Origin of the sequence: Pseudomonas sp. (assembly GCF_041601375.1) — a bacterium.
GTDB lineage: Bacteria > Pseudomonadota > Gammaproteobacteria > Pseudomonadales > Pseudomonadaceae > Aquipseudomonas.
Window position 1 is genome coordinate 1 of the sequence record NZ_JBFIIG010000021.1, and the last position, 14,086, is coordinate 14,086.

Annotated in this window: 11 protein-coding genes and 1 pseudogene; 11 read left to right on the forward strand and 1 reads right to left on the reverse strand. The window is 65.5% G+C overall.

The genetic code is table 11. The features are described 5' to 3' along the window. Positions 1 to 137 (reverse strand): annotated as a pseudogene (locus tag ABZE94_RS05090) (methyl-accepting chemotaxis protein); the annotation flags it as partial. Positions 138 to 299: 162 nt separating this feature from the next. On the opposite strand from ABZE94_RS05090, the gene ABZE94_RS05095 reads away from it, so the two are divergent. From ABZE94_RS05095 to ABZE94_RS05145, 11 genes are all read left to right on the forward strand, one after another. Then, complete coding sequence (locus ABZE94_RS05095) at positions 300 to 554, forward strand: hypothetical protein (RefSeq protein WP_318962813.1); 255 nt, start codon at positions 300 to 302, stop codon at positions 552 to 554. 61 nt (positions 555 to 615) lie between these two features. After that, a complete protein-coding gene (locus tag ABZE94_RS05100; protein ID WP_372874444.1) occupies positions 616 to 1,461 on the forward strand; it encodes a DUF692 domain-containing protein in 846 nt (281 codons plus the stop codon). Then, complete coding sequence (locus ABZE94_RS05105; RefSeq protein WP_372874445.1) at positions 1,452 to 2,237, forward strand: putative DNA-binding domain-containing protein; 786 nt, start codon at positions 1,452 to 1,454, stop codon at positions 2,235 to 2,237. The genes ABZE94_RS05100 and ABZE94_RS05105 overlap by 10 nt, the downstream gene beginning before the upstream one ends. 81 nt (positions 2,238 to 2,318) lie before the next feature. Further along, entirely contained in the window at positions 2,319 to 3,503 is a 1,185-nt protein-coding gene (gene cfaB, locus ABZE94_RS05110) for a C17 cyclopropane fatty acid synthase CfaB (RefSeq protein ID WP_372874446.1), read from the forward strand. A gap of 200 nt (positions 3,504 to 3,703) precedes the next feature. Continuing rightward, complete coding sequence (locus ABZE94_RS05115) at positions 3,704 to 5,458, forward strand: ATP-binding protein (protein WP_372874447.1); 1,755 nt, start codon at positions 3,704 to 3,706, stop codon at positions 5,456 to 5,458. A 191-nt stretch (positions 5,459 to 5,649) separates the two neighbouring features. Then, the gene (locus tag ABZE94_RS05120) at positions 5,650 to 7,002 is read left to right on the forward strand and encodes a sigma-54-dependent transcriptional regulator (RefSeq protein WP_372874448.1); all 1,353 of its coding nucleotides are present in this window, start codon (positions 5,650 to 5,652) and stop codon (positions 7,000 to 7,002) included. 605 nt (positions 7,003 to 7,607) lie between these two features. Next, positions 7,608 to 8,561: a TAXI family TRAP transporter solute-binding subunit gene (locus ABZE94_RS05125; protein ID WP_372874449.1), complete on the forward strand. Its 954-nt coding sequence runs from the start codon at positions 7,608 to 7,610 to the stop codon at positions 8,559 to 8,561. Between the two features lie 224 nt (positions 8,562 to 8,785). Further along, positions 8,786 to 10,813, forward strand: a complete 2,028-nt coding sequence (locus tag ABZE94_RS05130; RefSeq protein WP_372874450.1) for a TRAP transporter permease — start codon at positions 8,786 to 8,788, stop codon at positions 10,811 to 10,813. Beyond that, complete coding sequence (locus ABZE94_RS05135; protein WP_372874451.1) at positions 10,810 to 11,235, forward strand: DUF1850 domain-containing protein; 426 nt, start codon at positions 10,810 to 10,812, stop codon at positions 11,233 to 11,235. The genes ABZE94_RS05130 and ABZE94_RS05135 overlap by 4 nt, the downstream gene beginning before the upstream one ends. 342 nt (positions 11,236 to 11,577) lie before the next feature. Further along, the gene (locus ABZE94_RS05140) at positions 11,578 to 12,069 is read left to right on the forward strand and encodes a GNAT family N-acetyltransferase (RefSeq protein WP_372874452.1); all 492 of its coding nucleotides are present in this window, start codon (positions 11,578 to 11,580) and stop codon (positions 12,067 to 12,069) included. A gap of 304 nt (positions 12,070 to 12,373) precedes the next feature. Then, entirely contained in the window at positions 12,374 to 14,029 is a 1,656-nt protein-coding gene (locus tag ABZE94_RS05145) for a BCCT family transporter (protein WP_372874453.1), read from the forward strand. Positions 14,030 to 14,086 lie beyond the last annotated feature (57 nt).

The following is a 14,086-nucleotide window of genomic DNA, read 5'->3' on the forward strand; positions in this document are numbered from 1 at the left end:
ACCTCGTCGGCCACCACGGCGAAGCCGCGGCCGTTGTCGCCGGCCCGCGCCGCCTCGATGGCGGCATTCAGGGCCAGCAGGTTGGTCTGCTCGGCGATGCTGCGGATCACCGCGAGTATCCCGCCGATGGTCTGGCTGTGCCGGCTCCCGGGCACGGCATCGCCGTTGTTGTGGCGAAGCCAATCGGCAAGAAATTTCAGCCCGCCCTGTAACGCCAGCACCTGTCCTCGCTCTAGTTGAATGCCGGCCTGCAAAACCTTGCGGCGACCGGCACTCCCAGACTATTCGAGGATTACCCCATGACTACCAAGACTATGGCTACCGGTGCTGCCCTGGCATTTGCCGCCGCTACCCTGTTTGCCGGCCTGACCAGCACCGTTGCCGTGGCCGAAGAAGCCAAGGTGCATTGCTATGGCGTCAACGGCTGCAAGGGTCAGAACGACTGCAAGACCGCGAACAACAGCTGCAAGGGCCAAGGTGCCTGCAAGGGCCAGGGCTTCAAGAGCATGACCCTGGCCGAGTGCAATGCGGCCAAGGGTACTGTCGGCGAGTAACGGCACACGGGGTGGCCGGATTACGGCCACTCCGCTCACGCGGTTGTTCAAGGAGTCTGGCATGTCCGCCGAATCATCCTGCCTGGGCTTTGGCCTGGGCCTGCGCACTCCCTATTACCAGGCGATTCTCGAGCAGCGCCCGGCCGTCGACTGGTTCGAGGTGATCTCGGAAAACTACCTGGTCGAGGGCGGCAAGCCGCTTTATTACCTGGACGCCATCGGCGAACACTACCCGCTGGTGATGCATGGCGTGTCGCTGTCGATCGGCGGTCCGCACGAGCTGGATCGCGACTACCTGCGCCGGCTCAAGCAGCTGGCGCAGCGGGTGCAGCCGGCGTGGATCTCCGATCACCTGTGCTGGAGCCGCGGCAACGCCCACCAGTTGCACGACCTGTTGCCGCTGCCCTACACCGAGGAAAGCCTGCAGCACGTCGCCGCGCGGGTGCGCCAGGTGCAGGACGTGCTCGAACGGCCGCTGGTGCTGGAGAACGTCTCCAGTTACCTGCGCAGCGCCGACGATCAATTCAGCGAATGGCAGTTTCTCGCCGCGCTCAGCGAACTCAGCGGCTGCGAGCTGCTGCTCGACGTCAACAACGTCTACGTCAGCGCGCGCAACCATGGCTTCGAGCCCTGGGACTTCATCAGCGGCCTGCCCCGGCAGCGGATCCGCCAACTGCACCTGGCCGGGCACAGCGATTACGGCAGCTACCTGATCGACACCCACGATCAGCCGGTCAGCGATCCGGTCTGGCAGCTCTATCAGCGCACCCTGCGCCACCTCGGCCCGGTGGCCACCCTGCTCGAGCGTGACGACCACTACCCGGTGTTGGACGAGCTACTCAGTGAACTGGAGCAGGCGCGCACCTTAGCCGCCGTGGCCCTGCAGGAGTACCAGCCATGCGCCTGAACGATTGGCAGCGCGAACTGGAGGCCTACCTGCTCGGCAGCGAGCCGACGCCCAACCCGGCGTTGCGCGCCAGCCTGCTCGGCAGTCCGGCGCTGGCGGTCGAACAGGGGCTGGCGATCTACCACAACGCCTACCGTGCACGCCTGCTGGAAGCCTTGCGCGGCGATTACCCGGCCGTGCACGGCTGGCTCGGCGACGCGGAGTTCGACGCCCTGGCCGGCGCCTATATCGCCGCGCACCCCTCGCGACACTTCAGCCTGCGCTGGCTGGGCGCCGAGTTGGCGAACTTCATCGATGCCCATCTGGTGCCGGCACAGGCGGCCCCGCTCGGCGAACTGGCGCGGCTGGAGTGGGCGTTCGGCCTGGCCTTCGACGCGGCCGAGGCTGAACCCCTGACCCTGGCGCAGATGGCCAGTCTGCCCGCCGAAGACTGGCCGAACCTGCAGGTGCGCCTGCTGCCCAGCGTGCAATGGCAGCTCTGCCGTTACAACAGCCTGGCGCTCTGGCGCGCGAACAAGGCGCAGGTCGCCTTCCCTGGTAGCACGGCCCTGGAGCAGGCGCAGGTCTGCCTGATCTGGCGCCATGGCCTGATCAGCCAGTACCGCAGCCTGGAAGCCGACGAGGCCGCGGCCCTGCACGGCATGGCCGTGGCCGGCTGGAACTTCGCCGAACTCTGCGCGCAGTTGAGTGGGCTGGGCGACAACGCACCGCTGCAAGCCGCGACCTGGCTGCGTCAGTGGCTCTGCGACGGCCTGTTGCAGCGGCATGGCGGATAGCCATCTTCTATGGAACCGATAGCCTGACAAGCGAGTCACTTGAACTAGTCTTTCAGTGATTTTGCTCAGCTGGAGGTTCCTATGCTCGCGTATCTGCCACCTACCCTGCGTGATCTGCAACTGCCGCTGCGGCTACGGCTGTGGGACGGCAAGCAAATCGATCTGGGGCCCGAGCCGCGGGTCACCATGGTGGTCAAGGACCCGAGTCTGGTGGCGCAACTGGCCCATCCTAGCCTGGCTGCCCTGGGCGGCGCCTATGTCGAGGGGCGGCTGGAGCTGGAGGGGCCGATCGGCGCGGTGATCGAGCTCGGCGATGCCCTCAGCCAGGCGCTGCTCGACGATGAGCCAGTTACCGAGCAGCCGCGTAGCGCCCACGACAAGGCCACCGACGCGGCGGCCATCAGCTACCACTACGACCTGTCCAACGACTTCTATGCGCTCTGGCTGGACCGCGAGATGGTCTATTCCTGTGCCTATTTCGAGACCGGCAGCGAAGACCTCGAGCAGGCCCAGCAGGCCAAGCTGCGCCACCTGTGCCGCAAGCTGCGCCTGCAGCCGGGCGAGCGCCTGCTCGATGTCGGCTGCGGCTGGGGCGGGCTGGCGCGCTTCGCCGCGCGTGAATTCGGCGTCGAGGTGTATGGCATCACCCTCAGCCAGGCGCAGCTGCAACTGGCCCGGCAACGGGTCGCGGACCAGGGGCTGGCGGCGCAGGTGCAGCTGGAACTGCTGGACTACCGCGACCTGCCGCAGGACGGGCGCTTCGACAAGGTGGTCAGCGTCGGCATGTTCGAGCACGTCGGCCACGCCAACCTGCCGCTGTATTGCCAGCGCCTGTTCGGCGCGGTGAAGAGCGGCGGCCTGGTGATGAACCATGGCATCACCGCGAAACACACCGACGGCCGTCCGGTCGCGCGCGGCGGCGGTGAGTTCATCGGCCGCTATGTGTTCCCCCATGGCGAACTGCCGCACCTGGCGACCATGACCACCCAGCTCAGCGATGCCGGCCTGGAAGTGGTCGACGTGGAAAACCTGCGCCTGCACTACGCGCGCACCCTGGAGCACTGGAGCGCACGCCTGGAAACCCAGCTGGACAAGGCCGCGCAGCTGGTGCCCGAGCAGGCCCTGCGCATCTGGCGCCTGTACCTGGCCGGCTGCGCCTACGGTTTCGCCCACGGCTGGATGAGCCTGCACCAGATCCTCGCGGTCAAGCCGCACGCCGATGGCAGCCACGACCTGCCCTGGACCCGCGCCGACCTGTACCGCTGAAGCGCATCGTCCCTGGTCCACCCTGCAACGCGGTGATGGGTATCGCTGCGCTCAACGCCATCCTACGGTCTTGATCCTTGAGTGCCCCAGTTTGCTGCGCGACCGCGCCAGCCGGCCTGAAGGCTGGTCAGGGGATCGATCGGCAGCGCCAGGTGCCGCTTTGCCTTACCATGCCGGGACTGCCTTGCTGCGAGCCGCGCATGCCCGCTTTCTTCCCGCGTTACCGCGTCATCCTGATCGTGCTGCTGATCCTCCTCGGCCTGCTCGCCAGCATGTGGCTGGCCGGCCGTTATGCCGAGCAGCGCGCCTGGCAGGAGCGCAGCGTCGAGGCGCGTGGCCAGTTGCAGCTCTATGCCCAGTCGATTCATACCCTGGTCGAGCGCTTCCGCTCGGTTCCCGAGGTGCTGGCGCTGGACAGCGATATCAAGTCGCTGCTGCAGGCGCCGAACGATCGCCTGCTGCGCGAAAAACTCAATCAGCGCCTGGAGCAGTTGAATGCCGCGGCCGGTTCCACCGTGCTCTATCTGCTCGACAACCGGGGCGAGACCCTGGTGGCGAGCAACTGGCGCGACTGGAGCAGCTTCGTCGGCAACAACTACGCCTTCCGCCCGTATTTTCAGGATGCCGTGCGCCAGTCTTCCGGGCGCTATTTCGCGGTGGGCGTGACCACCGGGATTCCCGGCTATTTCCTCTCCCATGTGGTACGCGACGCCGACGGCGTGGTGCTCGGTGTGCTGGTGGTCAAGCTCGAACTGGAGGCCTTGCAGCGCGAGTGGGCCGGGCAGTCCGGGGTGTTGCTGGTGGCCGACAGCTACTCGGTGGTGATTCTCAGCAGCCGCCCGGCCTGGCGCTTCCTCACCCTGCATGCACTGAGCGAAGAGGCACGCGGCGAGCTGGTGGAGGTGCGCAAGTACGCCGAGCAGGCGCTGCAACCGCTGTCCAGCGAGCTGCGCCGGCGCATCGGCGAGGACAGCGAATGGCGCCGGGTCGATGGCCCGGACGGTCGCCGCGACTACCTCTGGCAACGCCTGACGCTGCCCGAGGAAGACTGGACCCTGCACCTGCTAGTCGAGCCGCAGGCGCTGGTCGACAGCGTGCGCAGCTACCGCCTGGCGGCCGCCGGGGTGTGGATGACCCTGGCGTTTCTGCTGCTGTTTCTCGCCCAGCGGCGCAAGAACCAGCGCCTGCAGGCGGGCATCCGCGAGCGCCTGGAACGCGAGGTGGCGCTGCGCACCGCCGAGTTGCGCGAGGCCCAGGACGGCCTGGTGCACGCGGCGAAGATGGCCGCCCTGGGGCAGATGTCGGCGGCCATGGCCCATGAAATCAACCAGCCGCTGACCGCCATGCAGATGCAACTGGGCAGTCTGCGCCTGCTGCTCGACAGCGGACGCCAGGCCGACGTGCACGAAGGCTTGCGCCGCATCGATGGCCTGCTGCAACGCATGGCCGGGCTCACCGGGCACCTGAAGACCTTCGCCCGCAAGAGCCCGGCCGGCCTCAGCGAACGCTTGCGCCTGGGCGATGTGCTGGAACAGGCGCTGCAATTGCTGGCGCCACGTCTGCGCAGCGAACAGGTGGAGTTGCGCAGCGAAATAGATGCGAACGTGCAGGTGATGGGCGACGCCATTCGGCTCGAGCAGGTGCTCCTCAACCTCTTGCACAATGCCCTGGATGCCATGGCCGGGGTCGAGCCGCGGGTGCTCGAGGTGACGATCCGCCGCCAGGGCGGGCAGTGCCTGCTGAGCGTGGCGGACAGCGGCGGGGGCATCGCCGGCGAAGACCTAGCGCATATCTTCGAACCCTTCTACACCACCAAACCTGTGGGTCAGGGCCTGGGCCTGGGGCTGGCGGTGTCCTACGGTATCGTCCGCGAGCTGGGCGGCAGCCTGGAGGCATGCAATGGCCCGGAGGGCGCAGTCTTTACCCTCAGCTTGCCGGTGGCGCCGAATCCGTAGGGAGGGTTAGCGGCGCGGCGCAACACAGGTAAAAACAACGACATTCGAGCGCCGCGTAACCCAGCAGGGCTAACACCGCGTTAGCAGAACCTGGCGGGTTACGCGCCGCGCCAAGCACCGGGTTGTATGCAAACGGCTGGTTTTGCGGCGCTAACCCACCCTACACTGCGGCCGTCGAGTGAGGAGGTGCTATGAGCGGTCAGGTGATTGTGGTCGATGACGAGTCGGCGATTCGCGAGGCGGTGCAGCAGTGGCTGGAGCTGTCCGGCCTGCAGGTGCAGACCTGTGCCAGCGCGGTCCAGGCCCTGGCGCTGGTCGACCGGGATTTCCCCGGGGTGGTGATCAGCGATGTGCGCATGCCCGGCACCGACGGTTTGCAACTGCTGGACAAGCTGCTGGAGCTCGATCGCGACCTGCCGGTGATCCTGGTCACCGGCCACGGCGACGTGCCCATGGCGGTGCAGGCGCTGCGTCAGGGCGCCTACGACTTTATCGAGAAGCCCTTCACCCCCGAGCGCCTGCTCGACAGCGTGCGCCGCGCCCTGGACAAGCGCCGACTGGTCTGCGAGAACCGCCAGCTGCGCCAGCAGTTCGCCCTCAAGGACCATATCGAGGCGCAGCTGCTCGGCGTCTCGCGACCGATGGAAAACCTGCGTCGGCAGATCCTCGAGCTGGCCGGGACCTCGGTGAATATCCTGATTCGCGGCGACACCGGCAGCGGCAAGGAGCGGGTCGCCCGTTGCCTGCATGATTTCAGTCCGCGCGCCGGCAAACCCTTCGTCGCCCTCAACTGTGCGGCGATCCCGGAACAGCTGTTCGAGAGCGAACTGTTCGGCCACGAAAGCGGCGCCTTCACCGGCGCCCAGGGCAAGCGCATCGGCCGCATCGAACACGCCGACGGCGGCACCCTGTTCCTCGACGAGGTGGAAAGCCTGCCGCTGGCACAACAGGTCAAGCTGCTGCGCGTGCTGCAGGAACGGACCCTGGAGCGGCTCGGTTCCAACCGCAGCATCCAGGTCGACCTGCGGGTGATCAGCGCGGTCAAGCCGGACCTGCTCGATGAGGTGCGCGCCGGGCGTTTCCGCGAGGATCTGTACTACCGGCTGAACGTCGCCAGCCTGCGCATTCCGCCACTGCGCGAACGCCGCGAGGACATTCCCCTGCTGTTCGAGCACTTCGCCCGCGAGGCCGCCGAGCGCCACGGCCGGGACATGCCGCCGCTGCCGCCGGCCGAACTGGCGCGGCTGCTCGGTCACGACTGGCCGGGCAATGTGCGCGAGCTGATCAACGCCGCCGAGCGCCATGCCCTGGGCCTGAGTGCCCCGGTCGACAGCGCGGGCGAGTTGCCGGCGCAGTCCCTCGCCGAGCAGATGGAAACCTTCGAGGCGCAATGCCTGCACCGCGCCCTGCAACACTGCCAGGGCAATATCGCCGAGGTCATGGCGCTGTTGCAGCTGCCGCGGCGCACCCTCAACGAGAAGATGCAGCGCCACGGCCTGCAGCGCAGCAGCTATCGCCCGGCCGGCAGTGGCGACGAAGACTGAGAGGGTGTGAAAAACTCTCGCCTACTGCGATCGCTACGGCGCTCGATATTTTCACAATCTCCGAGGCAAGCCTGCACAGCGGAACGTAGCCCGAATAAGCCCCGGCGCAATCCGGGAGCGCTCGAACAGGCGACGAATTGGGCTGCAGGTGCGCCTCGCGGGCATGACGGCAATCCCGGATTGCGCTGCGCTTATCCAGGCTACGAATCGACGGCGTCGGCGGATTTACGCCTGTTGCCATTCGATAGTAGGCGCTATTTCGCTCATTACGCCCTGAGGCATTCAAACCAAGTGTTCTAGAACGGGCTTTTCAGCCCTTGGCACGGCATCTGCTATAGCTCTGTTACGCCGCACGCGTTGGTTGCGTCGGCGATTATAAGAAAGACCAGAGGTGAGCCTATGAACTGCCATATTTCCCCCGCGAGCCTGTCTCGCCCAGCTCCGCTATGCCGCCTCTTGCGTGCCAGGCCTCGGCCAGGTGCGGGCATTCGCCACTTTCGTCCAGTCTGATCGAACCTCGGACCTGCCTATCCGCTGCGGCGGGTCGTGCATCGTCTACAGTGAAAAAGCGCTGCATAAAGCCATAACAACGACGGAGATACTCCATGCGATTGACCAAGCGTTTCAGCCTGCTCGCCGCTGCCGCGGCCCTGACGGCCAGCACTGCGGCATTTGCCGCGCCGACCTTCATCAACATCCTCACCGGCGGCACCAGCGGGGTCTACTACCCGATCGGTGTGGGCCTGTCGCAGCTATACAGCACCGGCATCGACGGCGCGAAAACCTCGGTGCAGGCGACCAAGGCCTCGGTGGAAAACCTCAACCTGCTGCAGAGCGGCCGTGGCGAACTGGCCCTGGCCCTTGGCGATTCGGTGGCCGATGCCTGGAATGGCGTGGAAGACGCCGGCTTCAAGGCGCCGCTGAAGAAGCTGCGCGCCATCGCCGGCACCTACCCGAACTACATCCAGATCGTTGCCAACAAGGAAGCCGGGATCAACAGCCTGGCCGACCTCAAGGGCAAGCGCATCTCGGTCGGCGCGCCCAAGTCGGGCACCGAGCTGAATGCTCGGGCGATCTTCGCCGCGGCGGGTCTGAGCTATGAGGACATGGGCAAGGTCGAGTTCCTGCCGTACGCCGAGTCGGTCGAGCTGATCAAGAATCGTCAGCTGGATGCCACCCTGCAATCCTCGGGTCTGGGCATGGCGGCGATCCGCGATCTGGCCGCCACCCTGCCGATCAACTTTGTCGCGGTACCGGCTGAGGTCACCGCCAAGATCGGCAATGCGGCCTATCAGCCAGCCATGATTCCAGCCGGCACCTACGACGGTCAGGACGTCGACATCGCGACAGTGGCGATCCAGAACATCCTGGTCAGCCATGAAGAGGTGTCCGAGGAAGTGGCCTACCAGATGACCAAGCTGATGTTCGACAACCTCGAGCGCCTGGGCAACGCCCATTCCGCGGCCAAGGACATCAAGCTGGAAAGCGCGGCGAAGAACCTGCCGATCCCGCTGCATCCGGGTGCCGAGCGTTTCTACAAGGAAGTCGGCGCCCTGTAAATCCGACCCCGGTCGAAGGATGGGGGCGCCCAGGTGATAACCCATCCGGTGACTTCGCCATAGGTAGGAGCGGCTTCAGCCGCGAATTCTTCGCGGCACAGCCAAAGCTTCGCGGCTGAAGCCGCTCCTACGACAGGGAGCTTCGAGCGCCCGGGCTTATCCGTAAGTTTTGTTGGCGACTCTGGCGCCTTATCGACGTTGTAAAGAAAGAGGGCATAAGCTCCATGACTGAACAAAATCACGGCCTTGCGGCAGGTCCGGGCGATTGGCCGAAAGCGCTGTTTTACGTGGCGCTGCTGTTCTCGATCTTCCAGATCACCACGGCGGCCTTTCATCCGGTGTCCAGCCAGATCCTGCGGGCGGTGCATGTCGGCTTTCTGCTGATGGTGGTATTCCTCAGCATTCCGCTGGTCGGCAAGCACAAGCCCTGGCAGCCGCTGGCCTGGCTGCTCGGCCTGGCCGGCATGGGCACGGCCATCTACCAGTGGGTGTTCGAGGCGGACCTGATCCAGCGCTCCGGCGACCTGACCAGTGCCGACATGGTCGTCGGCCTGGTGCTGATGGTGCTGGTGTTCGAGGCGGCGCGGCGGGTGATGGGCATCGCCCTGCCGCTGATCTGCGGGCTGTTCCTCGCCTACGGCCTGCTCGGTCAGTACCTGCCCGGGGATCTGGCCCACCGCGGCTATGGCCTGGATCAGATCGTCAACCAGCTGGCCTTCGGCACCGAGGGCTTCTACGGCACCCCGACCTATGTGTCGGCCACCTATATCTTCCTGTTCATCCTGTTCGGCTCTTTCCTCGAACAGGCGGGCATGATCAAGCTGTTCACCGACTTCGCCATGGGCCTGTTCGGCCACAAGCTCGGCGGCCCGGCCAAGGTCTCGGTGGTGTCTTCGGCGCTGATGGGCACCATCACCGGTTCCGGTGTGGCCAACGTGGTCACCACCGGCCAGTTCACCATTCCGTTGATGAAGCGCTTCGGCTACAAGTCGGCATTCGCCGGCGGCGTCGAGGCCACCTCGAGCATGGGCAGCCAGATCATGCCGCCGATCATGGGCGCCGTGGCCTTCATCATGGCCGAGACCATCAACGTGCCCTTCATCGAGGTGGCCAAGGCCGCCCTGGTCCCGGCGCTGCTGTACTTCGGTTCGGTGTTCTGGATGGTTCATCTGGAAGCCAAGCGGGCCAACCTGAAAGGCCTGCCGAAAGACCAGTGCCCCAATCCCTGGGCGGCGGTGAAGGAGCGCTGGTACCTGCTGATCCCGCTGTTCATCCTCATCTACCTGCTGTTCTCCGGGCGCACGCCGCTGTTCTCCGGGATGGTCGGCCTGGCCCTGACCGCCATCGTCATTCTCGGCTCGGCGATCATCCTGCGGGTGTCTTCCTTCGCCTTGCGCATGGCCTTCTGGATCGCCCTCGGCCTGCTCTGCGCGGCCTTCTTCCAGCTCGGCATCGGCGTGGTGTTCGGCGTGGTCGGGCTGCTGGTGGCGATCTGCTGGTTTATCAGGGGCGGGCGCGACACCCTGGTGATCTGCCTGCATGCGCTGGTCGAGGGTGCGCGCCACGCGGTACCGGTGGGTATTGCCTGCGCCCTGGTCGGGGTGATCATCGGCGTGGTCTCGCTGACCGGGGTGGCCTCGACCTTCGCCGGTTATATCCTGGCCATCGGCCAGGAAAATCTGTTCCTTTCGCTGATCCTCACCATGCTCACCTGCCTGGTGCTGGGCATGGGCATTCCGACCATTCCCAACTACATCATCACCAGCTCGATTGCCGCGCCGGCGCTGCTGGAGCTGGGCGTGCCGCTGATCGTCTCGCACATGTTCGTCTTTTACTTCGGCATCATGGCCGACCTCACCCCGCCGGTGGCGCTGGCCTGCTTCGCGGCCGCGCCGATCGCCAAGGAAACCGGGTTGAAGATCAGCATGTGGGCCATACGTATCGCCATCGCCGGTTTCGTCGTCCCCTTTATGGCGGTGTATGAACCGGCGCTGATGCTGCAAGGCGATAGCTGGCTGGCCACCGTGTATGTGTTGTTCAAGGCGGCCGTGGCCATCGGTATCTGGGGCGCGGTATTCACCGGCTTCCTGCACTGCAAGATAGCCTGGTGGGAGCGGGCGCTGGGCTTTGCGGCCGGTGCCAGCCTGATTCTGGCCACGCCGATGAGCGATGAGATCGGCTTCGCCCTGGCGGCGCTGTTCCTCGCTCAGCACTTCTGGCGTGGACGGCATGCCCAGGCGACGTTGGCGTGATCGGATTGTGCATGGGCCTGGCCGGGGCGGTGTGGGCCGAACTGCCGGTGCCGGGGTTCACCCTGGCCTGGCAGCACACGATCGAAAAGATACGCTGGGAAGAGGATTACCGCGTCACGCCAGAGGGCTTGTTGCTCGGCGAGGCGCGGGTCAAGGGGTCTGGTGCCGGCATGGAAATCCCTGCCGATGCCGAACTGCGTGAGGGCAGCTGGCATTACCAACGCCAGCTAGCGCCCCTGCAACCGCTGCGCTTGGGGCGAACCCCCGAGGCGGGGGATTACCAACTGTGTTTCAACCAGCGTTGTCGCTCGATGAGCGACTGGCTCGGCCCGCCACAAGCGACCCGGCCGGCGTTGGAACTCTGGAGCTGTGAGCTGGGCTCCCCTGGATCCTCCGTGGATCAAGGCCAGGACGACGGTTAAGGCCGCGTCTGCTCCCAAGGCCACAAGCCCTGGTCGTCGTAGAGGAAAACCCCCATTTGGCTTTGCCGATGGGGGTTTTGTTCATTGGGGCTGGGCTCGGATTTCTGTCGAGTCGGGTAGGGTGCGCCGCACGCACCAGCGCAGGTTGCGGACTCTTGGTGCGCACGGCGCACCCTGCGAGTCAGGCCGCCGCACACTCAAGCTCCGGGCATCTGGACGTAACCCAGTCGTGGGACAGGGCCTTGCTTATGGCGTGGGTTTGGCTATCTTGGCCCGCACTGGCGTGCCAGTCATCGCCCAGGGGCTGTTCCCCGATTTTCGTGATTACAGAGCAGGAAACCGATGAGCACCACCACCTATTACCTGGACATGCAGCACCCCGAGCAGATTCTTGGCAAACCGCTGCCGGGCGACTTGAGCGTGGTCGAATGCAGGCACAAGCAGTTCCAGCTCAACCGCTTTCTCTACCAACTGGTCGGCGAGCCCTGGGCCTGGACGGACAAGCTGAGCTGGAGCGAGGCGCAGTGGCGCGAGCTGGTCGAGCAGGCCGATCACCGCACCTGGGTGGCCTATCACCAGGGGGCGATCGCCGGCTACTACGAGCTGCTGCGCGATGCCGAGGGCGCGGTGGAAATCCTCTACTTCGGCCTGGCCGCGGCGTTTCTCGGCCGGGGCTTCGGCGGCCCGCTGCTGACTCATGCGCTGCAGTCCGCCTGGGCCTGGCCGGGCACCCGGCGCGTCTGGGTGCACACCTGCAGCCTCGACCACCCCGGCGCCCTGGCCAATTACCAGGCGCGCGGTCTGCAGGTCTGCCGCGAGGAAACGACCCCGTAGATGGGTTAGGCGCTCCATTCCAACCTGCATTTAACCCGTGACAGCGCACGCAGTTGGGAGGCCGGGGCATTGCCGGCGGTCAGGGCTTTCTCGACCCAGGGCGACCACGGCGCGGGTGCAGCGATCAAGTCCGGGGCCTGCAGATGACGTTTCTGAAGTGCTGCGCGACGGTTTCGGTGCCGATCGGACAATGCCGCGCTGTTAACCTCCGTAATAAGAGCGGAATTGCTCCGGTTGTCTATCAGCTGGACATATCCGCCGTTTGCCCGCGTGGGCATGTCAACCGAAGCAAGGAGAACTGCAGATGGCCAACTATCCACCCGAGGGCACAACCCTGCCGCCGGTCGTTGAGAGCATCCCGGCCCCGAGTGGGGCGAGCAACCTGATCGACACCGACTACGTGATCGGCCAGGACAACATCAAGGGCAAGTATCTCTTCAACCTCGACATTCATGGCAAGGTCTTCACCATTTCCGCGTTGCTAACCGTGCTGTTCGTGGTCTTGACCCTGGCCCTGCAGAGCGAGGTCGAGCCACTGTTCACGGCTGTGCGCAATTGGCTGACCAGCAACCTGGCGTGGTTCTTCCTCGGTTCGGCGAACATCTTCGTGCTGCTGTGCCTGGGCCTGATCGTCTCGCCCCTGGGCAAGGTGCGTCTGGGCGGCAAGGAGGCGACAGCGGATTACACCTACACCGGCTGGTTCGCCATGCTGTTCGCCGCCGGCATGGGCATCGGCCTGATGTTCTACGGGGTGGCCGAACCCATGTCGCACTTCTCCTCGGCCATGGGCGGGGTCAGCGTCGAGAACGGCGTGCGCACCGACTGGGCGCCGCTGGGCGCCGCGGCCGGCGATGCCCAAGCGGCCGCCAGCCTGAGCATGGCCGCCACCATCTTCCACTGGGGTCTGCATCCCTGGGCGATCTACGCCATTGTGGCCCTGGCCCTGGCGCTGTTCTCCTTCAACAAGGGTCTGCCGATGAGCATCCGCTCGATCTTCTATCCGCTGCTAGGCGAGCGGGTGTGGGGTTGGCCGGGCCATGTGATCGACATCCTCGCGGTGCTGGCCACCCTGTTCGGCCTGGCCACTTCGCTCGGTATCGGCGCGCAGCAGGCGGCGGCCGGCATCGAATACCTGTTCGGCATCACGGCCAACAACACCAGCATGGTGCTGTTGGTCACGGGTATCACCGCACTTGCCCTGCTCTCGGTAATGGCCGGCCTGGACAAGGGGGTCAAGCGCCTGTCGGAAATCAACATGGTGCTGGCGGCCATGCTGCTGCTGTTCATCATCATCGTTGGCCCGACCCTGGCGATCCTCACCGGCTTCTTCAGCAACCTGGGTAGTTACCTGACCCATCTGCCGGCCCTGTCGAACCCGTTCGGCCGTGAAGATGCCAACTTCAGCCAGGGCTGGACCGCCTTCTACTGGGCCTGGTGGATCAGCTGGTCGCCGTTCGTCGGCATGTTCATCGCCCGGGTCAGCCGTGGTCGCACGGTGCGCGAGTTCCTGATCGCCGTCCTGCTGGTGCCGTCAGTAGTGTCGGTATTGTGGATGACCGCCTTCGGCGGCACCGCCCTGGGCCAGCTCTTCAATGATGGCTTCACCGGGGTGCAGGACGCGGCGCTGGAGCTGAAGCTGTTCGCCATGCTCGGCCAGCTGCCGCTGACCGAGATCAGCTCCTTTATCGGCATCGTCCTGGTGATCGTGTTCTTCGTCACCTCCTCGGACTCCGGCTCCCTGGTGATCGACACCATCACCGCCGGCGGCAAGGTCAACGCGCCGGTGCCGCAGCGGGCCTTCTGGGCGATTCTGGAAGGGGTGGTAGCCATCGCCCTGTTGCTCGGCGGCGGCCTGGTGGCCCTGCAGGCCATGGCGGTGTCCGCCGGTCTGCCGTTCACCATCGTCCTGCTGGTGGGCTGCATAGCTGTCGTCAAGGGCCTGCTGAGCGAGCCGCGCTGACCGTTATCAGGTAATGCAAGAACGCGCCTTCGGGCGCGTTTTTTGTGGGCGGTGCGC